Source organism: Flavobacterium coralii (genome assembly GCF_019891545.1).
Taxonomy (GTDB): domain Bacteria; phylum Bacteroidota; class Bacteroidia; order Flavobacteriales; family Flavobacteriaceae; genus Flavobacterium; species Flavobacterium coralii.
The window spans coordinates 122,941-148,687 of the sequence record NZ_JAHDIU010000006.1 but is presented as its reverse complement, the minus strand read 5'-3'; the positions used below and the strand labels follow the sequence as shown (position 1 = coordinate 148,687).

Sequence of the window (25,747 nt, the reverse complement as noted above, 5' to 3'; positions counted from 1 at the left end):
ATCGTTAAAAGATGGATGTATGAAAGAGATGATTGTAGAAAAGGCAACAGAGATGTTCCTTAAGTACGGGTTTAAAAGCGTAACCATGGATGATATTGCATCTGAAATGGGAATTTCTAAAAAAACGATTTACCAGCATTTTTGTAACAAGAATGATTTGGTTGAGGCAACTACGCTAAACCTGTTCGATACAATTTCATGTGGTGTAGACGGTATTCGTGAGATGGGAAAAAACTCAATTGAGGAGATTTTTATCATTAGGAGTTTTATGATGCAGCACTTAAACAACGAAACGGCTTCACCCTTTTACCAGCTGCAAAAGTTCTTCCCGAAAATATTTTCATGCCTTCGCCAAAAACAGTTTCAGAAAATGCACGGCTGCATGCATGACAATCTTGTTAAAGGCATAGATAATGGTTTGTTCAGGGCAGATATTAATGTAGAGTTTGTGTCGAGGATATATTTTACAGGGCTTACAGGTGTTAAGGACAATGATATATTTCCGGCGGAAATGTTTGCCATAAGTGATCTTACCAAGCAATTCCTGGAGTACCACCTGAGAGGAATAGTTACACCAAAAGGTTTAGAAATACTTGAAGCATTGCTGGAAGAAAAATCATTTAAATCAGTTTAAGAAATTTTTGGAAAATAAACCGGTTTGCATTTAAATTTGCATTGACAAAATTGTCAAACAAAATAGTTAAACAAAAATGTCTGATAAAAAAGATGTTGCTACAGAGCAACTTATAAAAAATACGGCTAAGAAATTATTTTTTGGTGAAGGCAGGTTTAACGCCACCACACAGGAAATTGCCGATGAAGCGGGTGTAAATCGCACGCTTATCAATTATTATTTCCGTTCGCGCGATAACCTGTTCAACATTGTTTTTGAAGATGCCCAGCAAAAGGAGATAAACTTTACCGATATGGTTGTGTTCTCTGATATGCCCTTCAGGGAAAAGATAGAAAAGTATCTTGATATGTATTTTGAGCAGGCAAAGGAGTACCCGTATCTTGAAATATACATGGTTACGCAAATGAACCAGGGCAGTTGTTTTAAAGACCCTGAGCAGATAAGCAGGGTGCTGGATAAATTTTACCTTGAAATAGCGCTTGAGATGGATAAGGGCAACATAGATAAAATGCGCCCTGAGCAGTTTTTACTGAATATGATATCATTGACCTCTTTTCCTGTTTCCATGCGTCCGCTGTTACAGGAAACCATGGGTTTTAAGAAAGAGGAATATGACAGGCTTATGGAAGAGCGTAAGCAAATAATACTGAATACACTTTTTAAATAATCATCAATCAATAAACAACAGTAGTCTATGAAGAAAAACAAAAACAAGATTACAAACGGTTTGCTGCAACTGGCAGTGCTGTTTGCTGTTTTGCTTGCTGCCGTTCCGTTACGGGCACAGCAGCAGGAGGCACAGCAAAGCTACAGCTTTAGCCTTCAGGAAGCCATACAGCATGCGCAGCAATACAACCGCTCGGTTATCAACTCCGGGCGCGATGTAGAGGCGGCCTATAAGCGCAAATGGGAAACCATTGCAGGCGGCTTGCCGCAGATAAGCGCCAGCGGTTATTACCAAAATAACTTTGAGCTGCAAAAGCAGATAATTCCGGCTGAATTTTTTGGAGGGCCTCCGGGTACTTTTACAGAAATAGCCTTTGGTACCAAACATACTGCTGATGCCAATGCTACTTTAAACCAGCTTATTTTTGACGGTACTTATATAGTTGGGCTTAAAGCTGCCAAAACATACCTTGATTTTTACAAGACATCAAAGATTAAAACAGATATCGAAATCAGGGAGCAGGTAATAAATGCCTATGGTAATGTGCTGCTTACGCAGGAGAATATAGATATCCTGAATAAGAATAAACAAACGCTGCAAAAAAACCTTTTTGAAGCCGAGCAGATGTTTAAGAACGGTCTTGGTGAAGAAGAGGATGCCGAGCAGATAGCTATTACACTTGCCTCGGTTAACAGCTCACTTAACAACAGCGAGAGGCTAAGGAACATTACGCTTGATATGCTTAAGGTGTTGCTTGGCATAGACCTTAAAGACAGCCTTCAGCTAACAGATGACCTTGAAGCGCTTACCAATGCCAACCTTGACATGACAATTACAGGTGCTGAATTTAAAGTAGAGAATAATATCGATTACAGGCTTGGTGTGAACAACACAGAGCAAAAGTACCTGCTCATGCAGCAGGAGCGCAGCAAGGCGTTGCCTACACTTTCTACCAACCTCACATTTGGTTATAATGCTTTTAACGATGATTTTGCCTTTACCCAACGCGAGCAGCGCTGGCTAAACTACTCTTATCTCGGCGTAAGCCTTAATGTTCCGATATTCAGCAGCTTTGCCCGTAGTGCGAGGACACAGCAGGCCAAGATAGAGCTGGAAAAAGCAAAGACTGAACTGACTGAATTAGAGCAGAACCTTAAGCTGCAATATGAGCGCGCCAAAAGTAACTATGAATACAGCGTGGAAGAATATATGACATCTAAAAACAGCCTTAGGCTTGCAGAGCGTATAGAAGACAAGCAACAGATAAAATTCAGGGAAGGGCTTTCTACCAGCTTCGAGTTCTCTGAAGCGCAGAGGCAGCTTTATACCGCACAACAGAATTACCTGCAAAGCATGGTGGATGTTATCAATGCAAAAGCAGCCCTTGAAAAATTAACCGCCCGATAATTTAACAATAAAAAGAAAATGAAAAAAATAGTATATATAGCTTCACTTTCACTGCTGCTGTTTTCATGCGGCGGCAACGAAAATGTTAACGTTGACGAAGCGCTGAAAAGCAATGATATTCAAAAAATAAAAGCTTCGCGCGAAGCACTGCACAATGAATATGAGAAAATTTCGGCAGACCTTGCCCGCCTTGATGCGGCTATAGATTCGCTTGAGCCGAACAGAAAGCTGCCATTGGTACAGGCCATTACGCTTAAAGATACTTCATTTACCCATTTCATTGAAATACAGGGTAGTGTAGATACCAAACAGAATATTATAATTTATCCTGAAACATCGGGAATACTTGAACAGCTTAATGTTAAAGCGGGGCAGCGCGTAAGCAAAGGCCAGGTGCTTGCCCGTGTGGATGACGGAGGGCTTGCAGCCCAGGTAGCCCAGGCAGAAACACAACTGCAATTGGCAAAAACCACTTACGAAAGGCAAAAAAGGCTCTGGGACCAGAAAATAGGTTCAGAGATACAATACCTGCAGGCGCAAACCTCTTTAGAGAGCCAGAAGGAAGTAGTGGCACAGCTAAAATCGCAACTTGCAAAAACAGTAATAAGGGCGCCTTTTAGCGGTACTATTGATGAGGTAATGACAGAGCGTGGCAAGGTTGTAGGCCCGGGGCAGGATTTATTCCGAATAGTAAACCTGGGCGATATGTATGTATCTGCAACAGTACCGGAAAGCTACCTCAGCCAGGTAAAGCTTGGCGCGCCGGTAGATGTACAGCTAAATTCATTAGGCAAAACCTACAAAGGTAAAGTGCGCCAGGTGAGCAATTACATCAATCCTGATAACAGGACATTCAGTATAGAGGTGGCATTGCCAAACCCTGATAACCTGTTGCGCCCTAACCAGGTTGCGGTACTAAAAATTGAAGATTATACCAACAAAGCAGCATTGCTTGTGCCTGAAAATGTGGTGCAGCAAAAAAGCGGTGGCAGGCTTGTAGTGTACACGCTTGATAACAAAGGTAAAAAAGGAGAGCCTGTAGCGGTAGAAAATGAGGTTAAAACAGGCCTTAAGTCAGGAGCTTATGTAGAGATAAAATCAGGGCTTAAAGAAGGCGACAGGGTAATAACTGATGGCGCTAAAACAGTAGAGAATGGCACGCCTGTAGAAGTGCTGGACTAACCTTTAAAAACAAAATTATCCTGAAAGATGAGTAACAACAAGATAGAAAAAAGCTTCGGCATTTCTACGTGGGCAATAACCAACAAAATGACGGTGTATGTTATTACTGCCATCATTTTTGTAGGGGGGCTTATTTCCTACTATTCTATGCCGCGCGAGAGTTTCCCCGAAATTGTGGAAACCAAAATATATGTAAGCTCTATAAACCCCGGTAACTCTGCCGAGGATGTGGAGAAACTGATAACCAAACCGCTTGAGGAGGAATTCAACAATATATCGGGTGTAACTAAGATAACATCGAACACGCTTGAAGATTACTCCATGATCCTTGTGGAGTTTGATGAAGATATAACAGTTGAAGACGCCAAGCAAAAGGTTAAGGACAAGGTTGACAAAGTAAAGGCCGATACAGAATGGCCTACTATAGACGGTGGCGCAAAGGTTGAACCTAATGTTTTTGACCTTAACATTGCCGAAGAGATGCCGATACTCAACATAAACCTTACAGGCGATTTCACGTCAGAAAAGCTTAAGGAATATGCAGAGTACCTTGAGGAACGTATAGAGCGACTGCCGCAAATTAAAGAGGCTGCCATTCGCGGGGCTGAAGATAAAGAGGTTGAGATTGCCGTTGATATGTATAAAATGGCATCGGCAAAGGTGAGCTTTGATGACATTATCAACTCAGTTAAGTTCGAAAATAAAACCACTTCTGGCGGTAGCGTTACCGGAAACGGTGTTAAAAAGAACATCCGCGTTATTGGTGAAATTGAGAACCCTAAAGAACTGGAAGACGTTATTGTTAAAGACCAGGACGGTAAGGTTTATCTTAAGGACATAGCTACTATAACCTTCAAGGAAAAAGAACGCACTACTTATGCGCGTGAGTATGGCGAACCCGTTGTAATGCTCGACATTAAAAAGCGAAGCGGTAAAAACATGGTGGAAGCCGTAGACGGTGTAAAGGAAATTATAGAAAAGGCAAAGGGAAATTACTTGCCGCAAGGGCTAAATATAACGTATGCCAATGACCAATCGAGCCGAACAATAGCGCAGGTAGATGACCTGGTAAACAACATTATCTTCGGTGTGTTGCTGGTGGTTGTGGTACTGATGTTCTTCTTAGGGCTTCGTAATGCATTGTTTGTGGGTATAGCCATACCGCTTTCTATGCTTATGTCTTACATGATACTGGCAGCACTTGGCATAACGCTGAATACCATGGTGCTTTTTGCACTGGTAATGGGGCTTGGTATGCTTGTAGATAACGGTATTGTGGTAGTAGAGAACGTGTACTCGCTCATGAGCCAGGGTATGTCGCGAAGGCAGGCTGCAATAGAGGGTATCGGCGAAATTGCATGGCCAATTATAGCCTCTACCGCTACAACGCTTGCGGCATTCTTCCCGCTGGGCTTGTGGCCCGGCACTATGGGTAAGTTTATGATATACTTCCCTATGACGCTTTCTATAGTTCTTGGTTCATCATTGTTTGTAGCGCTTGTAATAAACGCAATGCTTACCGCAGATTTCATGAAGATTAAGGAAGATGAAATGCCGCGCAAAAAAGTAATACGCCTTAGCCTGATATTCGGAATAATAGGTGCCGTAGCGCTTGCAGGCGGTATAGCAACAAGCAGTGGTGCGCTTAAAGGTATGGGTAACCTGATGCTGTTCTTTGTTATCATGCTTTGGGTTTACAAGTATTTCCTTGTAAAACGTATGGAACGTTTCCAGAACAACGGGCTTGTATGGCTGGAGAACAAGTACAAAAGCTTTTTAGAATTTGCCCTTAGCGGTATTAAGCCGAGGCTTTTCTTTATTGGTACGTTTGCGCTTCTGATACTGTCATTCATAGCTGTAGGTATAAGGCAGCCTAATGTATTGTTCTTCCCGGAGAACCAGCCGAACCAAATAATGGTTTATATAGAATTTCCGGAAGGTACAGATATTAAAAAGACCAATGAGTTTACCAAACTGATAGAGCAAAAGGTTTACGCTATAGCAAAAAAATATGTTGAAGATGGCGATAACTACATGGTTGAAAGCGCTATTGCCCAGGTAGGGCAGGGTGCAGGCAACCCGCAAACTGAAGGCGGATCTGAAAATGATATGCCGCACAGGGGTAAGGTAACGCTAACCATGCGCGAGTTTAAGTACCGTAAAGGGGTAAACAGCCTTGATGTTATGGAAGATATCCGTAAGGCGGTACAGGGTTATGCAGGAGTTTCGGTAATTGTGGAGAAAGAACAGAACGGGCCTCCGGCGGGTTATCCTATCAACATAGAAATTACAGGCGAGGATTATGACCAGATGCTTGCTGAAGCACACAGGATGCGCGACTTTATCAATGAAAAGAATATAGCAGGTATAGAAGAACTCAAAATTGATGTAAACAAGCAGAAGCCGGGTGTAGATATTACTGTTGATATTGATAAGGCAGGACAGTTGGGTATCACTTCCGGCCAGGTGGGGCAAACCCTGCGCAGATCGGTTTACGGAGAAAAAATCTCTACCTACAAAGAAGGTAAGGAAGATTACGAAATCAACGTAAGGCTGGAAGAAGAGCAACGTAATAATGAGAACATTCTCTATAACCAGCCTATAACTTTCCGTAACCAGTCTACAGGAAGATTGGTGCAGGTACCAATAGCCGCTATTACCGAAGCGGAAAACTCTGTAACCTTTAACACCATTAAAAGGAAAAACCTGAAAAGGGTGATTACGGTTTACAGTAATGTTATTACAGGTTATAACGGTAACGAGATTGTAGGCAAAATTAAAAATGAGCTTACAGGATATGAGATGCCGGAAGACATTACCTATGCCTTTACAGGAGAGCAGGAAGAGCAGGCTAAGAATATGGGCTTCCTTACCTATGCATTATTGCTTGCGCTTGGTGGTATCATATTAATACTTGTGGCACAGTTTAACTCTGTATCCAAGCCTGTAATTATTATGGTTTCGGTATTGCTAAGCTTTGGTGGTGTATTTTGGGGTATGGCTATTTTTGGTGATGATTTTGTTATCATCATGACCATGATGGGTATTATTTCTTTGGCTGGTATTGTGGTAAACAACGCGATAGTACTTATAGACTACACCCAATTGCTGATAGACCGTAAGCTGGCAGAAAAGGGTATGGACAGCAAAGCACTGCTTACAAAAGAAGAATACAGGGAGCTTATTGTAGAAGGCGGACGCTCAAGGTTAAGGCCGGTATTGCTTACCGCTATAACAACTGTGTTGGGGCTTGTTCCGTTGGCAATAGGTTTAAATATTGACTTCTTTAATCTGTTTATAGAATATGACCCAAAAATATATATGGGTGGTGATAACGTAATTTTCTGGGGGCCATTGGCTAAAACAGTAATTTACGGATTAACTTTTGCAACATTCTTAACGCTGGTAATTGTGCCGGTAATGTTCTTTATGTTGTGGAAGATTAAAATATGGTTCAAGAAAAATCCTGAAGACAATAAAAGTTAAGTGTTTTAAGTGTTTTTATGCAAAAAAGCCGGCAGTATTGCCGGCTTTTTCTTTATAACAGGAAGTGATTTCAATATTATTGACATAAATAATTTTAAAATATTCAGATTTCTTAATTAAATGTTAACATATATTTTATAAAATGTAAATATTAAACCTGATTTATAATTTATTTAGAATAATTAAAAATAATTTGACTGGTGTTTTTTGGGCTGTTACCTTTGTACCCCGAAATATAAAACATACCCAAATGTATACTAACACCAAAAAATTCTTATTCATACTTTTAATGCTTGCCCCTGTGTTTTTATTTGCGCAGGAGAGGGGAAGCATAAACGGTACCATAACACTTAGCGGTGGTACACCTGCCGAAAATATTTCGGTGGCGCTAAAAGGTACAGCTTACTCTGCGGTGAGCAACGCCAATGGCGAATATGAAATTACAAACGTAAAGCCGGGTAACTATACTATCCGTATTTCATCTGTAGGTATTACCCCTGCCGAAGATAATATTACTGTATTTGCAGGCCAGGCAGCCACAAAAAACTTTATGCTTGCCGAGAGCCAGGAAGAACTTGATGAGGTTATACTTGAGGCAAACACCAACAAGTTTAACAGGACTACCAGCGAGATAGTTTCTAAAATGCCGCTTAAAGATTTAGAGAACCCGCAGGTTTACAATACTATTACTGCTGAGGTACTTAAAGAGCAGGTTATCACCAATTTTGATGATGCCCTTAAGAATGCTCCCGGTATTGATAAGCTTTGGGAATCTACCGGAAGGGGTACAGATGGAGCAGGTTACTACTCTTTAAGGGGTTTTCCTGTGCAGCCTACAATGGTAAATGGTTTACCTTCAATTACTAACGGCAGCCCTGATGTTGCCAATATAGAGCGCATAGAGGTTATAAAAGGCCCTTCAGGAACTCTTTTCGGCAGCAGCCTAATATCTTATGGTGGCCTTATAAACGTTACTACAAAAAAGCCATACTACACTTTTGGCGGAAACCTTTCATATACAGGCGGTACTTACGGACTTAACCGTTATACACTTGATGTTAACACCCCGCTTGGCACAGAGAAAAAAGCTGCGCTTCGTTTAAATGCGGCTTATCATACAGAAAACAGCTTTCAGGATGCAAGCTTTAAGAAGTCGCTTTTTGTAGCTCCGTCTTTATCTTATGAAGTGAATGACAGGCTTTCTTTCTTTGTTAATACCGAATTTTTTAACGGAAGAAGCACTAACCAGACCATGCTGTTTGTTGACAGGGGAACTGAGTTAAGGGTGACAAACATAGACGAACTTGGCTATGACAGGAACCGTTCTTACACTGGTAACGACCTGTATATAGAAACACCTACATTTAACATGCAGGGGCAAATGAACTACAAGATCAGTAAGCAGTGGACATCTCAAACGGTTGTATCACGCACTTCTGCAAAGTCAGATGGTTACTATTCCTACCTGTATGAAGGTACCCGTTTTTACCCTACTGTAACAGAAGGTATTGTTTTGGGGCGTTACATGAGCAAGCAAAACTCTGAAACATACGGAACAGATATTCAGCAAAACTTTATCGGTGACTTCACCGTTGCAGGTATCAGGAACAGGATGGTTGTAGGCCTTGACTATTTTAACCGTAATGTAGTGAACAACAGCTCAGCTTATGTTGGCAACGGTGCTATCTATATAGGTAATAACCTGCAGCAGTTTAATGAGGGTGTGTTAGGTATTACAGATCCTTCACTTTTTACTGATGACTCAGGTATTCTTAACCAGCCGGGTGTAGATGCACTTTTAGCAGACAGCCCAATCAACCCGCTTAAAACTAAAGAAGAGATATTCAGCGCTTATGCTTCAGATGTAATTAACGTTACACCTTCGCTTTCGGCTATGCTTAGCTTAAGGGTAGACCGTTTCTCTAATAAAGGAAGCAATAACAGCTTTAACCAGACAGCCTTTTCTCCTAAATTCGGCCTTGTTTGGCAGCCGGTTCTTGATAAGGTATCGTTATTCGCCAACTATATGGATGGGTTTAGTAACGTTGCCCCATCATCGGATACTTTTTCTAATATGGCGCCTGTTGCCAGGACATTCGAACCGGAGCATGCAACACAGTTTGAAGGTGGTGTAAAGCTTAACCTGCTTAACAACAAAGTTTCGGCTACTTTCAGCTACTACGATATTAATGTAGACAATATGGTATATTCTGTAACCAGTACAAGTGATGAAGGTGTACTGTCTACAATAAACTACCAGAATGGCGAACAGCGCAGTAAAGGTTTTGAAGCTTTTATAACAGCAAACCCGGTAGAAGGGCTTAACATTATAGCAGGCTACAGCTATAACGACAGCGAGCTTACCGAAGGCGATGCTGACTTTAAAGGCAGGAGGCCGGAGAGTGCAGGTCCGCAAAACCTTGCCAATCTTTGGGCAAGCTACAGATTTACAGGCGGTGTGCTTAACGGTTTTGGTTTAGGCTTTGGCGGTAACTATGCCAGCGAAAACAAAATATTCAACAGGAATTTAGGCGGTACTTTCACCCTTCCTGAATATACTGTACTTAATGCTTCAGCGTTTTATACTATGGATGTCTTTACCCTTACCCTTAAGTTAGATAACCTTGCAGATGAAGAGTACTACAAAGGCTGGAGTACTATCAGCCCGCAAAGGCCAAGAACATTCTCGGCAAACATAACCTATAACTTCTAATAAGAAAATTATAACACCATCCCTGCCTAAGAAGGCAGGGATGGTGTATGTTATCAGCTGATGGCAGAGAAAAAGAAAAATACCTTTAAAAAAGCTGTATTCCAGATACACAAATGGCTCGGGCTTGTTTCCGGGCTTATTGTGTTTATAGTGGCGATAACAGGCTGTATCTTCTGCTTTCAGGATGAAATTAAAGATGCACTTTATGACTGGAGGAAGGTTGAGGTGCAGGATAAACCCTTTGTACTGCCATCTGTATTGCACCAAAAGAGCAGGGAGCTTTTTCCCGGGGCAGATGAGCAGATGGTGTTTTACGGGGGTAAAGACAGGCCTGCACTGGTGCTTCAGGCTGAAGGGGAGAAGTACTTTTATACTTACTTTAATCCTTACACAGGAGCATATTTATACCGAGAAGACCTCTCTACCGAATTTTTTACCGTAATAGAAGAAATACACATGCACCTTTTGCTGCCGGAGCCTGTAGGCAAACAGGTAGTAGGTATAAGCACCATTATTTTTGTGATTCTCCTTATCAGCGGTATCATACAGTGGTGGCCTAAAAAAAGGAAGCACCTTAAAGACAGGCTTCGTGTTAAGTGGAGTGCCAAGTGGCGCAGGATAAATTATGACTGGCATAATGTTACAGGCTTTTATATAGCACTGCTTGCACTGGTGCTTGCATTAACAGGTTTATCTTTTTCGTATGGATGGATGCACAAAGCCATGTATGTTGCAGGTAATGCAGGTAAAGAATATCCTGAAGAAATACAAACACCTGTAGTAGATACTACCCTTACCGCTAAAGGTAAAACCCACGTGCTGGATATTGCCTTTACAAGCATTGCAAAGGCAAAGCCGGAAAGCGAAATGTTCTTTGTGTGGAAACCGGATGAAAAATCGGCGGTAGTGGCGGGCGCATACCCAATGGGGCTACGGTTTGAGGGGCAGTCTAATATGTATTTCCATCCGCAAACGGGCGACCTGCTTAAAAAGCAACTGTATGAAGATAAAAGTGCAGGGCTAAAGTTCCAGGAAATAAATTACGCGCTGCACACCGGGCAGTATTTCGGGCTTACAGGTAAAATAATTGCTTTTGTTATGAGCCTTTTAGCTGCGGCACTGCCTGTTACCGGCTTTATAATGTGGTTTGGCCGTAACAACAAAAAGAAAAAGGCAGTAGCATGACAGGCAAAAAGAAAAAAAGCCTTTTCAAAACCTGGGTAGGGCGGGTACACCTTTGGCTTGGACTTGCAAGCGGATTAGTGGTGCTGTTCCTCTCGGTTACAGGCTGCCTGTATGTTTTTAGCCATGAAATTACCAATTGGTTGCGCCATGACGAAATGTATGTGCAGCAGGTAAAAGAAAAGCCGTTGCCTATTAGCGAGGTGTGGCAATCTACTCAGGAATTTATTGGAGATGACAAGCCTATTACTAATGTAACGGTATATAATAACCCAGAGAAAGCACTTGTTTTTACTGTTTATGAGCATGGGGAAGGCTCAGTATGGTATTTTGAAAATATTAAATACTATTACTCTATATATGCAGATCCTTACACGGGTAAAGTATTAGGCGTGTATGACGAAGAGCTTGATTTCTTCAACATAGTAAAAATGCTCCACTGGAGCCTGCTGCTGGAAACAGAAATAGGGCAACCAATAATAGGGTGGTCAACCTTTATTTTTGTAATAATGCTTATTACAGGGATAATACTGTGGTGGCCTAAAAACAAGGCGGCACGAAAGCAACGCTTTGCCTTCCGGTGGAAAGACAGCACCAAATGGCGCCGTAAAAACTATGACCTTCATAACATATCGGGTTTTTATATAAGTGTAGTGGCGCTTATAATTGCTTTTACAGGTATGGTTTTTGCCTTTACCTGGTTCAAGTCAATTGTTTATGTAGCTGCTTCCGGTACCGTTGTAGCTCCCGAAATAATTAAAGAGCAATCGGTTATAGCGGATACAGATAAAGATGCTGCTTTTAATGAGGCCTATGCAGTCACCAAACAAAGGCATGCCAGTGCAGATGCTTTCAGGTTAACTCCCGCCGCCGACAGCACAGGGGTTATAAATGCCTATGTGCAGCAGCACGAGGGCGTTTACTACAAGCTGCACAATATTCAGTTCGACCAGTACAGTGGTGAGCTGCTTAGAGAGCGCAGGCATGAGGAGAAGAATTTTGGCGAAAAGCTGATAACGGCAAACTATGACATACACGTGGGTGCCATACTGGGCATACCCGGCAAAATAATTGCTTTTATAGGGAGTTTTATATGCGGTATGTTGCCTGTAACAGGTTTCCTGATATGGTATGGGCGAAAATATAAAAAAGCGCCTGCCGAGAAAAAGAGAAATCTGCTGGCATTTATAAAAAGAAATAAGGCTGTTACTACATAAGCAACAGCCTTTCAACCATACCCTACGGTATAGTCTATATTTTACTTGTTAAGCACTACCGCATCACGCGACCATGTTTTTACATCGGCCACCCTGCTGTCGGTATAATCAACCTCGTTTAGGGTAACATCGTTCCAAAAAAACCATTTTCCGGTTTTAGTGCCATTTTCGTATTCGCCTAAAGCCTGCTTGCTTCCGTCTTCATTAAATGAAACCCACTTCCCGTGAAGCTTTCCATCTTTATAAAAACCTTCCATTTTAATGTTGCCATTATCATGGTAATAAGTGGCTTTAACCATTTGGTTAACTATTTCATATTTTGGCTTTATCTCTTGTGCTGACAAAACGCCTGCAGACAACATCAACGCAGCTATTATAATCTTCTTCATATCCGTTTTGTGTTTAGTTCGTAAATTATCTATAACAAATATAGGAAATTAATTTACATTAAATATATATTCGCTTAACAATTTGGTAACATTGAATATAATTTAACATTTTAGCTATGTTAGCTTATTTATTTATATTAGCCGGCTAACATAATCATCTTTATGAAAAAGTTTCTGTTTGTATCCGTAATATTCTTATTTACAAGTATTTGTGTTGCAGGCGGTGGACTCACTTATAGTCTTGCAGAAAACCAAAAGCCTGAAAATACTTATTCTTTCAATCTTGCAGGAGGCAGTTCTTTTCACATAATTGTTGCCAAGAACCGCGATTCTCGCGACTATGATGTTATCCCGTTCTTCGCGGACAGTTCGGGTAATGTTATCAAGATGACACAAACATCAGTAGCCGATAAACCCAATTTTACTGCGGCTCATATATATAACGGCGCAATTACAGCTATATCTCAGGGCAAGGGCGAATTGCTTGTTATAGATTATAACATTATGAATGGGAGCATCAACAATAAAAAGGTTGAAGGCTTTGATGTGGCAGTAGCCACTTTTTTTGATGATAACAGGACACTGATTTTGCATGAAGCACCAAAAGGTGATGACCTGGTACTCCAAATTATAAAAAATGGTAGCGAAATTACTACCTTACCCGTACCCCTTGATAAAGAAACAGCAACAGAATATAACGGTATGCTGCGAATGGGTAGTGATGTTATTAACACACAGGAGTATGTGAAGAATGGTTCTCTAAAATCTACACGCGTATATTTTGAAGACGACAGTATTATTATTACGAATGACGACAAGGTAAACCATACTACCAAGGCACTTATAATTGATAGCAAGACAGGCAAGGCCAGGTTAACGCAGTATGAAGTGTATAAAGAAAATTACAAACAATTATCATCTTTTATAAATGGCAACAGGCTGTTTGCCATGAATAGTGATAAGAAGGCTTTAACAATAAATATTTTGGCCATTGCAAACGGCGAGAAACAGGCTTCTTTTTCGCTTAAAGAAGATCTTGACAAGTATATGGGCGGAAAGGATATTGATAAATACCTGAAAAAAATTCATAAAAGCGACATGAAGCCAACGCTTACCGTTAACAGGTTTGGCAACAATTACAGCCTTCGTGTAGATGCTGTAGATATTAATACTTACTATTATTACGACTGGTGGTTCTTTCATAATTTTATGTGGCAGCAGCAAATGATGATGCAACAGCAGCAGCAAATGATGCAGAACCATATAAGGAATATGAACATATACCGCGGGCCGAGCCCGGATAGTTATAATGTGCCGTATTTTGTTTTACCTGCTGAAGAAGACCTATCATTTACCATTCCGCTTGATGGTGATTTGAAACTTATGGAGCAGGGCTCTGACAGTGATACCGATTATCTTTATGTTGATAAACAGAAGATGACCAGCCAGTTTGTAGAGAATAAGTCCATAAAAAACTTCAGTGCGTGTTTTGGTACAGAAGCTATGTCTTACATTTATATGGATAAAAAATCAGATGTCTTTACTATAGACAGGATTGACTACTAATTTATCCATTCTGTTGGCGTTGCTGATTTACTTCAGCAGTTTATCAAGCATAACATTAATGGCACTGTCAGAAGGGCGCGGTGCATCTGCTTTCACCACGTTACCTTTTGGGTCTATTAATATAAAACGCGGGATAGATTTTATGCCATAAGCCGTTATAAAGTCAGATTTCCAGTCTTTATCGGCAATCAGCTGAACGCCACCCAGGTTTTCGCTTTTAACCATTTCCTGCCACTTTTCAAGGTCTTTTTCCTTATCTACCGAAATGCTGATAAAGGCAATATTTTTGCCGCTGTATTTTTCTTCCATTTCCTGTAGGTGCGGTATCTGCTGCCTGCATGGGCCGCACCAGGTAGCCCATACATCAATATAAACATACTTACCTTTAAAGTCAGAAAGAGTAACCGTTTTACCGTCAACACTCTTAAAGCTGAATCCCGGCGAAGCCTTACTTTCCAAACTTCTTATTTTTGACATTTTTGCAATTTCATCAGGCAGGTTTTTATTTTGGATGCCTATAAAGATGTTTTTTACCATATTCTTATAAAAGAAATCATAGTCAGATGCTTTCAGCTTATTCTCCCATTCAGCCGTAAGTTTTTCCGCTTCAGCCTTAATAGCTACGTCATCTCCGCCTTTTGTAAAACGTTCAATCAGATTTTCTTTATCGCGTGTCATTTCAGCCAGAAAATTATTCTCATTCGCGCCTTTACCTTCAAAAGAAACTGTGTTTTCCCATTTATTGGCGTCTGCTGTAAAATTTATATCCGTATCGTTGGTTAGGTAAAGCGGCTGTTCTTTGTCTTTATAGTAAAGGGTGAAAAAGCCCATTCCCTGTTGCAGCCTGCCTTCAAAATGGCCTTTTTTATCTAAGGCATAGCCCTGTTGCCATCCTCGCACACTTTTAACATAAACAGAGTCGGCATCCGCATTTTTAATGGTGCCCTTAAAGTTTTTAATATCCGCCTGAGCAAAAGCCCCGGCACAGGTAAGTAGCAGTAATAAATATTTCATAGCTTATTTAAGTAGTTTGTCAAGTAATTTTTTCAGTTTCGGGTCGCTTGGCCTCGGTGCATCAGAGCGTACAATTTTACCTTGCGGGTCTATCAGTATAAAGCGCGGTATAGAGCGTATGCCGTAAGCCATAATAAAATCAGATTTCCAGTCTTTATCAGCAATCAGCTGAACGCCGCCAAGCTCTTCTTTTTTAACCATGCTTTTCCACTTCCCGTGGTCTTTTTCCTTATCTACAGATATGCTTACAAAAACAATATTTTTATCGTGGTATTGCTCTTCAACCTGCTTTAAGTAAGGAATTTCTTTGCGGCACGGCCCGCACCATGTGGCCCATACATCTATATAAACATATTTGCCTTTAAAATCGGCAAGGCTGCTTGTGCCGCCTTTATGGTTTTCATAACCTGTAAATACAGCAGATGGCTTACCCTGCATTTTTTGTTCTTCCCTGAAGCGGTCGGCTATTGCCTGTAATTGCTGTTGTTCCTGTATCAGCACATTAATCATCATCTGTTTAAAGTCTGCGCCCATTTCCGGGTTCTCTAAGCTTGAGCGTAAATCCCTTACCCTGTCGCCAATCATTTTATTAACTTCATCAGCATCATCAGGCAGGTCATCCAGCTTTTCCCTGAATGCTTCATCGGCAAGCATTTTTTTGGCAAGCCAGTTGTTTTCGGCAGCGCCTTTGCCGGCAAAGGTTATGCTTTCGTCAAAGCGCTGTGCATCCAGCTTCATGCTCAGGTCATAGCCTTCATCAAGATATAGCATAGCATATTCTTTACCATCATAAAGCTGGTACAGGCCCGGATTTATGCTTAGGGTTTCTTTATAATTCCCATTTTTATCGGCAGTAATAATTTTTTGTGCGGTTCGTGAGCGTATGTATAAGGTGTCGCTATTGCGGTTTTCTATCTGTGCATTAAACGGTACCTTAACTTCCTGTGCAAAGGCAGTACAGGTTACAAACAGCAGCATGTAAAGTAATTTTTTCATTGTGTTGCAGTGTTAGTATTTTGTAAAAATACTTTTTTTAATGTATGAACCTTTCCGTTCAATGTTAAAAAATGCAACTCATAAGAGTATAGTTTGTATAAATTCTGCTATTTTGCAGGCTAATTATATAAAATTCTATGAGAAAGATTTTACTTTTAGTACTGTTTACATTTATTATAGCAGCATGTGGAACTGAAAAGCAGGTTGTAAATAAAAAACATCTTTATACAATAGAACTTCCCGGTTATATGAGCGAAGTAACCGACCTTAGCGAAGATGCTTCTTTACAATACCAAAGCATAGTTAATGACATTTATGTAATGGTTTTTGATGAACCAAAAGAAAATCTTGGTAATGCAATTTATGACAACGGGCTTGAAGATGATTATACTGATGACCTGAACGGTTATGCCAAATTACTTACAACAGGTATTGCCGACAATGTTGAATTTATAAGTGTGCCAAGTTTTACTGATAAGCAGATTAACGGGCTAAACGCAAAGATTGTTGATTTTAGCGGTACTGCTGAAGGAGTAAAAGCTTATTGGATGGTGGCATTTATTGAAGGGCGCAATAATTACTATCAGATTAGTACATGGACAAGCCTTGACAGAAAGGATAAGCTGCATAAAGATATGGAGGCAATGATTGAATCTTTTACCGAAACAGATAAAAGTAAAAGATAGGGTAGAGCAGAGATGCAACTGCTGACTTATTGCAACTGTTTATAATGTAAACTACAATTTTAGTGCTGATATAACGCCGGCATAGCTCCTGCTAACGTTTATTTTTTTACCATTTGCTGTCAGTATTCTGTAACCGCCGGTGTCTTTTTGTATTTCGGCTATATGGTTAAAGGCAACAATAAAAGAGCGGTGCACCCTTATAAATTTGTCAGGATCAAGTTTTTTTTCAATCTCGCCGATTCCTTTTTGCGTTATATATGCATCTTTTGCAGTATGTACAAAAGCATAATCATTCTGCGCTTCTATATAAACTATTTCTGATACCGGCAAATTTATCAGTGTGTAGCCTTTTTGCACCAATACATTATCAGTATAAGCTTTATAGCTTACTGTCTCTAAAAGTTTTTCTATATTATACGGATTATTAATAGTTGCAGCTTTTTGTATGGCATCGGCAAAACGTTGTTTAGTGTAAGGCTTCAGTAAATAATCAATAGCATTTACATTAAAAGCTTTAATGGCATACTCTTCATAAGCCGTAGAAAATATTATTTTTGGTATTACTTCAAGCTCATTTAAAACAGCAAAACCATTAATGCCCGGCATTTGTACATCTAAAAAAACAAGGTCAGGCTTTAGCGCGTTTATTACACCTATGGCTTCATTTCCATTTTTGCATTCAGCAATCAAAACAAAATTCTTGTAGGCTGCAAGATATTCTTTCAGCAGGTTTCTTGCCAAAATTTCATCATCTACTATAACTACTTTTATTGCCTCCATTTAAATTGGTATTTTGAATGTAACCTGTGCCCTGTATTTGCCAATATTTAGAGACAGTTCTTCGCCATATAGCATTGCCAAACGCTTTTTTGTATTGCTCAAACCTATACCTGTGTCCTTATTATCAACAATTGCTGCAGTTTCCATAGTGTTGGTTATATCAAATACTATATTGTTTTCTACTTTAAAAATAGAAATAATTATTTCACCTCCCTCAACGCTTTTGGCTATGCCGTGCTTTATTGCATTTTCTATCAGCGGCTGTAGTATCATGGGGGGAACATTATGATGCATAAGGTTAGCATCTACATTATAGGTAACTTTCAGCCTGTCGTTAAATCTAATTTGTTCTAACTCTAAGCAATTTTTTATAAAGTCAATGTCTTCTTTTAAAGTTACATATTCTTTACTGCCGGTGCTTATAACATACCTGAAATTTTCAGCAAGTTTAGCTATCAGTTCCCTTGCAGGTTCATTATCATGAGCTATGGTAGCATTTATAGAGTTTAATGTATTGAATAAAAAATGGGGTTCAAGCTGCGCTTTTAAGGTGTTAATCTCTGCAATGCGGGCACTTTGTATTATCTCGTGTTCTTTAAATATTTGCTGCTGGTAATTATTCCAGTACTCATAAGCATGAAAAAAGCCAAACTGAATAAAGTAAAAAAGAGTGGGTATATAAATATCCCAAACAGCTCCATAGCCTTGCAGGTATGCCAGCCCTATGCTTTGGGCAACCACCCTGTAAAGTATAAACCATACTATTACATATAAAGGGCATAAAAGCATGTGTGCTAAAAGACGTAAAAGGGGCGTACTTTTTTTAAGTACTTTAAAAATTAACCACCATACCGGAATGGTAAGTAAGGCTTTAAGTGCGTAATCAAGAATTGCTTCCCTCCAAAAATTATATTCAAAATTGGTTTGGTATGAGTTGGCAATCCAATACATCCCTCCGAATAAAACGTAGAAAGCAAACAGAATCATCAACCGCTTATTACCCGGAAATAAAGAAGGCATACAGAATTATTTAACAGGGCAATTTACTTATTTATGTATTAACTGCGTTTTAATTCCGGCGAAATGCATTATAAGGCTGTGAACAACTAACCGTAACTATATTGAGTTTATCGTATCGAGATTTTTTGAGATAAGCAAAGCCTTTAGTTTTGGATATGAATTTTAAAGCCTTGTAGTTATGAAAGTCAATGATGTATTCAAAACAGTAATTTTAGTTGCAGTCCTATCACTCTCAGGCAGGCTATATAGTACCTATACTTTAGATCATGCTAAAATAACCAGCGAACCAAACCGTATTTTGCCTGAGAAACTGAGAGGTATCAATATTGGTATTTTGGGGACGCATTCTCCTAACCCTACTTTGGCAGAGTTTGAAGATAATATTTATATATGGAAGCACGACACGGCTGTAAAGGCAATGTATGAAGATTTAGAAATTGTTGAGTATGGCAGCTACATATATACTGATGCGGGATGGTATCACCGGGTTGCATATACACCGCAGGATTTTGAAAAATATTACAATTGCCCCAATGCCATTCTCAAAAAAGATGTAGTGTATACTGATCCTGCAAGCTGGCGAAAATCGGAAGAGTTATTTGCAGGAGATGCATTGTGGTATTATATAGCCAGAAATAAGGCAGGCAAACTCTTTAAAGGTCTTGCCCTTATTGAAACTGAAGCCGATTTAGTTTCGGAGAATGTTGAAGTTTTTTTAGCTGATACAAAGAAAAGCACTGTTGAATGGACGGGTTATGGAGAGGGAGGGAATTACAGCCTGACAGGTAGTGTGAAATTAAAATATGGTAAAATGAAAATTGCCGATGACAGAATAAAGTCAGGTAAATTTGTAATTGATTTAACAACCATAACCCATAATGACAAAACATTGCAGGAACACCTGAAAGGAGACGACTTTTTTAATGTGGCAAAATATCCTGAAGCTGTTTTAAATATTATAAATTCTAAAATGGTGCGAAAGGATGTGTATGAAGTTGAAGGTGAAATAACCATTAAAAACAAAACTGAAAAAGTGATGTTTACTATGCAGCGTTCTAAAAGCGGTTATTACGGCAGCCTGGAGCTGGACAGGGTGAAATTTGACATCAGGTATGGCTCTAAAAGCTTTTTCGATAATCTAGGCGATCAGGCAATAAAAAATGTCTTTAAAATTGATTTCAATATTGTTAAGCAGTAGTAATAATCTTTACATTAAATGTTTGCTGTTACATCATAATAAAACATTAGTTATTAAATTTGCACTCTAAAATTTGATACTATGTACAGAAGCCACAATTGCGGCGAGCTTACAGCCGCCAATATTAACCAGGAAGTAACATTAGCCGGGTGGATACAAAAATCGCGTGATAAAGGATTCCTCATTTGGGCAGACCTTAGGGATCGCTACGGGGTTACGCAGCTTATATTTGATGAGGAGCGTACTGATAAAGCGGTTTTTAACCTTGCAGGTACTCTTGGGCGTGAATTTGTTGTACAGGTAAAGGGTACGGTTATAGAGCGTGAAAGCAAGAATCCGAATATGCCTACCGGCGATATAGAGATACTGGTAAAAGAGCTTACTATACTTAACCCTTCGGCAGTACCGCCGTTTACGATAGAAGATGAAACCGACGGCGGAGAAGACCTGAGGATGAAATACAGGTATCTTGATATTCGCCGCAACCCGGTAAAGAACAGCCTGCTGTTTCGCCACAAAGTAGCAATGGAAGTGCGCAATTACCTTTCTGCGCAAGGATTTATAGAGGTAGAGACACCGGTGCTTATCAAATCTACGCCGGAAGGTGCGCGTGATTTTGTGGTGCCAAGCCGCATGAACCCGGGCCAGTTTTATGCCCTGCCACAGTCGCCGCAAACTTTTAAGCAGTTGCTTATGGTGGGCGGTATGGATAAATACTTCCAGATAGTAAAGTGTTTTCGCGATGAAGACCTTCGCGCCGACAGGCAGCCGGAGTTTACACAAATAGACTGCGAAATGGCATTTGTAGAGCAGGAAGATATAATGCAGGCATTTGAAGGGTTGGCGAGCCACCTGCTGAAAGAGCTTAAAGGCGTTGAAACAGGTGCTTTCCCGCGAATGACGTATGACGAGGCCATGCGTAAGTATGGCAACGATAAGCCGGACATACGCTTCGGGATGGAGTTTGGCGAGCTGAATGAAGTAGCACAACATAAAGATTTTGCTGTATTTAATGATGCCGAACTGGTTGTGGGTATTGCCGCACCGGGCTGTGCATCTTATACAAGAAAGGAAATAGATGCACTTATCGATTGGGTTAAGCGCCCACAGGTTGGCGCAAGCGGCATGGTTTACGTAAAGTATAATGAGGATGGTTCACTAAAATCATCGGTAGATAAGTTTTATGATGAAGCCGACCTTGCTAAATGGGCAGAAGCTACAGGCGCAAAGCCGGGCGACCTTATTTTAGTACTAAGCGGAGAAGCACATAAAACACGTGCGCGCCTCAGTACATTACGTATGGAGCTTGCCTCGCGCTTGGGCCTACGCAAGCCCGATGAATTTGCACCACTTTGGGTAGTGGATTTTCCATTATTGGAATGGGACGAGGAGACAGAAAGGTTCCACGCCATGCACCACCCGTTTACTTCGCCAAAACCGGAAGATATGCCGCTGCTCGAAACTGAACCTGCAAAAGTAAGGGCAAATGCTTATGACCTTGTGCTTAACGGTAATGAGATTGGCGGGGGCTCTATCAGGATACATGATAAGGCTACACAGCAGCTTATGTTTAAGTATTTAGGTTTTACCGAAGAGCAGGCAAAAGCACAGTTTGGCTTCCTTATGGATGCATTTCAGTATGGTGCGCCGCCGCATGGTGGCCTTGCTTTTGGTTTTGACAGGCTTGTTGCCATTTTGGGCGGGCAGGAAACCATACGTGATTTTATTGCCTTCCCTAAAAATAACTCAGGGCGCGATGTTATGATAGATGCACCATCAGTAATTGATAACGCGCAGCTTGATGAACTGAACATACGACTGAAGTAATAAAATAGTACAATATAATTAAAAGGAGCTGTCTCAAAAGTGCTTTTACTAGCATTTTGTCATTCCGACGATAGGAGGAATCTTAACGAAATCAACTATTTAAGATTCTTCACTTCGCTATCGCTTCATTCAGAATGACACTTTTGAGACAGCCCTTTTTTAATTATAAGCGGCTGTTTGCCTTCAACAGTTTGTTATTCCTTGATTATCTTTATTATTTTTTCGGATTGTTGTGCCTTTACTTTTACAAGGTATATTCCGTTAGCCAAATCCTGAAGGTTAACAGTTGCAATTTCCTTATTATTTGCCTGGCTTAGTACTTCCTGGCCTAAAAGATTAATTACAGAGATACTTTCTATGGTAGTGTTGTTTTGCAAATACAGCATGTCCTTAACAGGGTTAGGGTACATTTTAAAGCCTGTGAATGCATGCTCATCTGCGCTCATTGAAAGATAGACGGTTACAGCAAGCCTTTCTTCACTCTCTATGCCCCAAACGGTTTGCGAGGCGTAGTAGGTTGTACCATCTACCAATAATGTATTTAAAGGAAGAGGTTCTTCATCATCTGTATTGTCCTGAGTACTCCTGCCGCCTGTAGCGTCATTTGCATACCATTGTATGTTTTCGCCTTCAACTTCAATATCGGCAAGTGTGTCTCCTTCCTCAAAAGATTGGCTTTCATCTCCCTGCGGTGCAGGTGTGGTATAGTTTTCATCCAGCACAACTATCTGGAAGCTTCCGGTTGTAAAACATCCTGCTTGCGGATTTTCTATCCTTACAAAAAGCGTTTCAGGATTTGTAGTATTGTTGTAAATACCGGGAAGGGCATTGGTGCCGTTCATTGCATCGTCTTGCGTATTGTGTAGGGTAACTAAAGGCTCACCTGCATTAATGCTGTTTATAATCTGTTGTCTTTTTGAATCAAGGTTAAATGTAAAAACTCCGTCAGATTCTGGCTCAAAAATAATGTAATCTGAAATAATTACAGGTATAGGCTCAGTACCCTCTTCAAATATATTTATAGTATAGTCAAGACTACAGGCGCTTCCCTCAAATGCTACATTAACAGTATATTCGCCCGCCTGAATAGCATAATATGTACTGCTTGTTTCACCAGGAATGAGTTCGCCGTTAAGGTACCATGTAAAAGTGAAGCTGTCTGGAAGATTAATATTTAACATTGTGCTTCCTCCTTCGCACAATATTGTCCCATTTTCAGCAGTAAGCTCACCAGATTCAGGAGAGCCTATATTAAAACTTCCGGCCTCAATAAAAACTGCACTGTCCATTACTTTATCCATATAATCTGCTATTACCAGTTTAATATGGTAAGCATTGCCGGGCACCACTTCACTGTAAGCCGTCATGGGCACGGTTGTGCCGTTAAAATTTACAGGTGCGGTAGGGTCTGATGATTCATAAAAATTATCGAAATATGCTGCGTTTGCAGAAGCGCAATTTGTATTATATTGACTATTACGAATAGTTACTACTGATACAGGTACTGCTGTACCGGGTATTACTGCAAGGTTAGTAGATACACCGGTTGTAAGGTCAGTTAATATAAATGCAAAAGCATCACCGTAAATACATTGAAATATACCATATTCATTTGAAGCAAAAAGAAAATCAAAGCTAATCTCTTCAATCATAGGGACAAAATCAAATTCAAGCGATGTAGAGTTAAAAAAATCGCCATTCAATCCATTCATGTTCATTATTTCAGCTAGGTCTGCATCATTTCCAGACTCAGTATCCTGGCTTGTAATCCCATTATCCGGGCCTTGCACATTTGATACTTTGCCGGTAGATAAAACTATTCCTTCGTCAAATATAAAGTCAGCGCCATTACTGGTAAAACTGCCAAGCCCACCATCAGTGTCAGTTGGCCCTGTTGAATAAGTTATATTGGATACAATAACGCAAGAAGAGTTTATAAGTACGTCGGTTACTAGTTCTTCGGGTGTGTAATCTGTGGCATTAGCCGTTACACCTGAAGGAGGTACAATTATGCATAATGATACACTTGGGGTAGTTACGTTCGTGGTTAGCTCAATTTTATATGGTTCGCCAACAATAAGGTTATTCATAATGCCACTTGAACTCAGGCAGCCAATGGCGTCGAGATTATCACAATTCCCGCTGAAAAGATGGGCTGCTATGTTTGCACTGGTGCCTGGTAACTGCTGTAAATTTAGTTTGAGCCTTGTATGTGTAGCAGTAAATTCAAACCAAATGGCTGCGTTTGAAGGGGTTAATGGGTTGCAGGCTTCAATAGTTGGGGGTGATGATAAATTAAATGATGCCTCTACAGATGAATCACAAATAATCCCATCATTAACAGGTATATTTAGTGCATCTTCGCAGGTATTTTGTGCAAAAATGTTCGCTGCAAACAAAAAAGTTGAGAATAGTAATAATTTTTTCATAAGTATTGTTGATGGTTTTGTCAGGCAATATAATTAAAATTATGTAACTATTTAAGATAAAAGCAGTTATTGTAATAATCGATAATAGCTTTGCCTTTCAGTAGCACATCGGCGCCTATTATACCGTGTACAGGTTTAGCTTTATACTGCCGCAATGCTTCATTAACATGCGACATATCAAATATTACCAAACCAAAATTTTTGGTTGACCACCTGCCCATTTTAAGCGTGTTTTTTAAAGATGCCTGAGTAAGCATACCCACACCGCCGGCACCCGCAGCTTTAGTTTCAGAGTCGGCTGCCGAGAGGCTAAAATATTCGATGCCTTCAAAACCCACGCAGCTGTTAGAAGCACCGGTATCCAGTATAAAATTTCCTTCGGTACCATTAATTTTGGCTTTAATAAGCAGGTGCTGTGTTTTAGATATTTTAAATTTTATGCGTTTGTAGCCTTTCTCTTTAAGCGTATCGTATAAATTTTCCATTCCTGTTTTTGTGATTGCTTCCCAAAAATACTTTAAATAATTGTATAAAGGATGCAAAAGCCTTTTGCTATTTGTAATTTTGCAGCCTTATAAAACCGATAATGATTTTTACCGATACCCATACACACCTGTACAGCGAAGAATTTGAAGGGGAAACTGATGCCATGATTAACCGCGCCATTAATGCCGGTGTATCCCGGATGTTTGTGCCATCTATTGATTCGTCTTATACGGATAAAATGTATGCGCTAGAAGCGCGTTACCCAGAAAATGTTTTCCTGATGATGGGGCTTCACCCAACCTATGTAAAAGATAATTATGAAGAGGAGCTTGCCCATGTAGAAGCGGAACTGGCAAAGCGGAATTTTGCAGCGGTAGGCGAAATTGGCATAGACCTGTACTGGGACAAAACACGGCTGAAAGAGCAGCAGCATGCTTTTAAACATCAGATACAGCTTGCAAAAAAGTACAAGCTGCCCATAAACATACATTGCCGTGATGCATTTGATGAGGTTTTCGAGGTGCTTGAGTCAGAGAAAGGGGAGGGACTTTATGGTATATTTCATTGCTTTACCGGGAATTTTAAACAGGCACAGCAGGCAATTTCATATAATTTGAAACTCGGGATAGGGGGTGTCGCCACATTTAAGAACGGAAAAATTGACCAGTTTTTAGCCGATATAGATATAAAGCATATTGTACTTGAAACGGATTCACCCTACCTGGCACCGGTGCCGCACAGGGGCAAACGAAACGAAAGCAGCTATACAGTTTTGATTGCAGAAAAAATGGCAGCATTATACAATCTTTCTTTAGAAGAAATTGCGGCAATAACAACAGCAAATTCGAAGGCGGTTTTTGGCATTTAA

Annotated in this window: 20 protein-coding genes; 13 read left to right on the top strand and 7 right to left on the bottom strand. The window is 40.3% G+C overall.

Annotated features, from left to right (window positions below; all coding sequences use genetic code 11):
* Positions 1–19: 19 nt before the first annotated feature.
* The 8 genes from KJK34_RS10720 to KJK34_RS10685 all read left to right on the top strand — a co-directional run bounded on the left by KJK34_RS10720 (position 20) and on the right by KJK34_RS10685 (position 12,488).
* Positions 20–634, top strand: a complete 615-nt coding sequence (locus KJK34_RS10720) for a TetR/AcrR family transcriptional regulator (protein ID WP_223053876.1) — start codon at positions 20–22, stop codon at positions 632–634.
* 76 nt (positions 635–710) lie between these two features.
* Positions 711–1,301, top strand: a complete 591-nt coding sequence (locus KJK34_RS10715) for a TetR/AcrR family transcriptional regulator (RefSeq protein ID WP_223053875.1) — start codon at positions 711–713, stop codon at positions 1,299–1,301.
* 27 nt (positions 1,302–1,328) lie between these two features.
* Positions 1,329–2,708 carry a TolC family protein gene (locus KJK34_RS10710; protein ID WP_223053874.1) on the top strand — a complete coding sequence of 460 codons (1,380 nt, stop codon included), beginning with the start codon at positions 1,329–1,331 and terminating at the stop codon, positions 2,706–2,708.
* An 18-nt stretch (positions 2,709–2,726) separates the two neighbouring features.
* Entirely contained in the window at positions 2,727–3,890 is a 1,164-nt protein-coding gene (locus tag KJK34_RS10705; RefSeq protein ID WP_223053873.1) for an efflux RND transporter periplasmic adaptor subunit, read from the top strand.
* A 27-nt stretch (positions 3,891–3,917) separates the two neighbouring features.
* Complete coding sequence (locus KJK34_RS10700) at positions 3,918–7,376, top strand: efflux RND transporter permease subunit (protein WP_223053872.1); 3,459 nt, start codon at positions 3,918–3,920, stop codon at positions 7,374–7,376.
* 250 nt (positions 7,377–7,626) lie between these two features.
* The gene (locus KJK34_RS10695; RefSeq protein ID WP_236937635.1) at positions 7,627–10,089 is read left to right on the top strand and encodes a TonB-dependent receptor; all 2,463 of its coding nucleotides are present in this window, start codon (positions 7,627–7,629) and stop codon (positions 10,087–10,089) included.
* Between the two features lie 60 nt (positions 10,090–10,149).
* Positions 10,150–11,274, top strand: a complete 1,125-nt coding sequence (locus KJK34_RS10690) for a PepSY-associated TM helix domain-containing protein (RefSeq protein WP_223053871.1) — start codon at positions 10,150–10,152, stop codon at positions 11,272–11,274.
* Positions 11,271–12,488 (top strand): PepSY-associated TM helix domain-containing protein, encoded by a 1,218-nt coding sequence (locus tag KJK34_RS10685; protein ID WP_223053870.1) that lies wholly within the window; start codon positions 11,271–11,273, stop codon positions 12,486–12,488. The genes KJK34_RS10690 and KJK34_RS10685 overlap by 4 nt, the downstream gene beginning before the upstream one ends.
* A gap of 41 nt (positions 12,489–12,529) precedes the next feature.
* Here KJK34_RS10685 and KJK34_RS10680 read toward each other — a convergent pair whose 3' ends face one another.
* A complete protein-coding gene (locus KJK34_RS10680) occupies positions 12,530–12,877 on the bottom strand; it encodes a toxin-antitoxin system YwqK family antitoxin (RefSeq protein ID WP_223053869.1) in 348 nt (115 codons plus the stop codon).
* 162 nt (positions 12,878–13,039) lie between these two features.
* Between KJK34_RS10680 and KJK34_RS10675 the strand changes: the two genes are divergently transcribed.
* Positions 13,040–14,443, top strand: coding sequence for a hypothetical protein (locus KJK34_RS10675; RefSeq protein ID WP_223053868.1), 1,404 nt, complete (start codon positions 13,040–13,042; stop codon positions 14,441–14,443).
* Between the two features lie 27 nt (positions 14,444–14,470).
* Here the strand turns inward: KJK34_RS10675 and KJK34_RS10670 are convergent, their stop codons facing one another.
* Entirely contained in the window at positions 14,471–15,457 is a 987-nt protein-coding gene (locus tag KJK34_RS10670; protein ID WP_223053867.1) for a TlpA family protein disulfide reductase, read from the bottom strand.
* A 3-nt stretch (positions 15,458–15,460) separates the two neighbouring features.
* Entirely contained in the window at positions 15,461–16,453 is a 993-nt protein-coding gene (locus KJK34_RS10665) for a TlpA family protein disulfide reductase (RefSeq protein WP_223053866.1), read from the bottom strand.
* A gap of 137 nt (positions 16,454–16,590) precedes the next feature.
* Here KJK34_RS10665 and KJK34_RS10660 point away from each other — a divergent pair, with 137 nt between their 5' ends.
* A complete protein-coding gene (locus KJK34_RS10660; protein ID WP_223053865.1) occupies positions 16,591–17,139 on the top strand; it encodes a hypothetical protein in 549 nt (182 codons plus the stop codon).
* A gap of 51 nt (positions 17,140–17,190) precedes the next feature.
* Here the strand turns inward: KJK34_RS10660 and KJK34_RS10655 are convergent, their stop codons facing one another.
* Together KJK34_RS10655 and KJK34_RS10650 are read right to left on the bottom strand one after the other, a co-directional pair.
* Entirely contained in the window at positions 17,191–17,919 is a 729-nt protein-coding gene (locus tag KJK34_RS10655; RefSeq protein WP_223053864.1) for a LytR/AlgR family response regulator transcription factor, read from the bottom strand.
* On the bottom strand, positions 17,920–18,939 hold the full coding sequence (locus KJK34_RS10650; protein ID WP_223053863.1) for a sensor histidine kinase: 1,020 nt from the start codon (positions 18,937–18,939) through the stop codon (positions 17,920–17,922).
* Between the two features lie 178 nt (positions 18,940–19,117).
* Here KJK34_RS10650 and KJK34_RS10645 point away from each other — a divergent pair, with 178 nt between their 5' ends.
* Together KJK34_RS10645 and aspS are read left to right on the top strand one after the other, a co-directional pair.
* Positions 19,118–20,137 carry a YceI family protein gene (locus tag KJK34_RS10645; protein ID WP_223053862.1) on the top strand — a complete coding sequence of 340 codons (1,020 nt, stop codon included), beginning with the start codon at positions 19,118–19,120 and terminating at the stop codon, positions 20,135–20,137.
* A gap of 81 nt (positions 20,138–20,218) precedes the next feature.
* Positions 20,219–21,964: an aspartate--tRNA ligase gene (gene aspS / locus KJK34_RS10640; protein ID WP_223053861.1), complete on the top strand. Its 1,746-nt coding sequence runs from the start codon at positions 20,219–20,221 to the stop codon at positions 21,962–21,964.
* Between the two features lie 194 nt (positions 21,965–22,158).
* Here the strand turns inward: aspS and KJK34_RS10635 are convergent, their stop codons facing one another.
* Both KJK34_RS10635 and KJK34_RS10630 read right to left on the bottom strand, forming a co-directional pair.
* Positions 22,159–24,393, bottom strand: a complete 2,235-nt coding sequence (locus tag KJK34_RS10635; RefSeq protein ID WP_223053860.1) for a T9SS type A sorting domain-containing protein — start codon at positions 24,391–24,393, stop codon at positions 22,159–22,161.
* A 47-nt stretch (positions 24,394–24,440) separates the two neighbouring features.
* Positions 24,441–24,878 (bottom strand): retropepsin-like aspartic protease, encoded by a 438-nt coding sequence (locus KJK34_RS10630; RefSeq protein ID WP_223053859.1) that lies wholly within the window; start codon positions 24,876–24,878, stop codon positions 24,441–24,443.
* A gap of 101 nt (positions 24,879–24,979) precedes the next feature.
* On the opposite strand from KJK34_RS10630, the gene KJK34_RS10625 reads away from it, so the two are divergent.
* The gene (locus KJK34_RS10625; RefSeq protein WP_223053858.1) at positions 24,980–25,747 is read left to right on the top strand and encodes a TatD family hydrolase; all 768 of its coding nucleotides are present in this window, start codon (positions 24,980–24,982) and stop codon (positions 25,745–25,747) included.

Coding starts and splice junctions, on each gene's coding strand:
- KJK34_RS10650 (WP_223053863.1), bottom strand. CDS start 18,939: ATGCCTTCTTTATTTCCGGGTAATAAGCGGTTGATGATTCTGTTTGCT.
- KJK34_RS10660 (WP_223053865.1), top strand. CDS start 16,591: ATGAGAAAGATTTTACTTTTAGTACTGTTTACATTTATTATAGCAGCA.
- KJK34_RS10690 (WP_223053871.1), top strand. CDS start 10,150: ATGGCAGAGAAAAAGAAAAATACCTTTAAAAAAGCTGTATTCCAGATA.
- KJK34_RS10710 (WP_223053874.1), top strand. CDS start 1,329: ATGAAGAAAAACAAAAACAAGATTACAAACGGTTTGCTGCAACTGGCA.
- KJK34_RS10665 (WP_223053866.1), bottom strand. CDS start 16,453: ATGAAAAAATTACTTTACATGCTGCTGTTTGTAACCTGTACTGCCTTT.
- KJK34_RS10625 (WP_223053858.1), top strand. CDS start 24,980: ATGATTTTTACCGATACCCATACACACCTGTACAGCGAAGAATTTGAA.
- KJK34_RS10635 (WP_223053860.1), bottom strand. CDS start 24,393: ATGAAAAAATTATTACTATTCTCAACTTTTTTGTTTGCAGCGAACATT.
- KJK34_RS10720 (WP_223053876.1), top strand. CDS start 20: ATGAAAGAGATGATTGTAGAAAAGGCAACAGAGATGTTCCTTAAGTAC.
- KJK34_RS10675 (WP_223053868.1), top strand. CDS start 13,040: ATGAAAAAGTTTCTGTTTGTATCCGTAATATTCTTATTTACAAGTATT.
- KJK34_RS10695 (WP_236937635.1), top strand. CDS start 7,627: ATGTATACTAACACCAAAAAATTCTTATTCATACTTTTAATGCTTGCC.
- KJK34_RS10670 (WP_223053867.1), bottom strand. CDS start 15,457: ATGAAATATTTATTACTGCTACTTACCTGTGCCGGGGCTTTTGCTCAG.
- KJK34_RS10715 (WP_223053875.1), top strand. CDS start 711: ATGTCTGATAAAAAAGATGTTGCTACAGAGCAACTTATAAAAAATACG.
- aspS (WP_223053861.1), top strand. CDS start 20,219: ATGTACAGAAGCCACAATTGCGGCGAGCTTACAGCCGCCAATATTAAC.
- KJK34_RS10680 (WP_223053869.1), bottom strand. CDS start 12,877: ATGAAGAAGATTATAATAGCTGCGTTGATGTTGTCTGCAGGCGTTTTG.
- KJK34_RS10685 (WP_223053870.1), top strand. CDS start 11,271: ATGACAGGCAAAAAGAAAAAAAGCCTTTTCAAAACCTGGGTAGGGCGG.
- KJK34_RS10655 (WP_223053864.1), bottom strand. CDS start 17,919: ATGGAGGCAATAAAAGTAGTTATAGTAGATGATGAAATTTTGGCAAGA.
- KJK34_RS10630 (WP_223053859.1), bottom strand. CDS start 24,878: ATGGAAAATTTATACGATACGCTTAAAGAGAAAGGCTACAAACGCATA.
- KJK34_RS10645 (WP_223053862.1), top strand. CDS start 19,118: ATGAAAGTCAATGATGTATTCAAAACAGTAATTTTAGTTGCAGTCCTA.
- KJK34_RS10705 (WP_223053873.1), top strand. CDS start 2,727: ATGAAAAAAATAGTATATATAGCTTCACTTTCACTGCTGCTGTTTTCA.
- KJK34_RS10700 (WP_223053872.1), top strand. CDS start 3,918: ATGAGTAACAACAAGATAGAAAAAAGCTTCGGCATTTCTACGTGGGCA.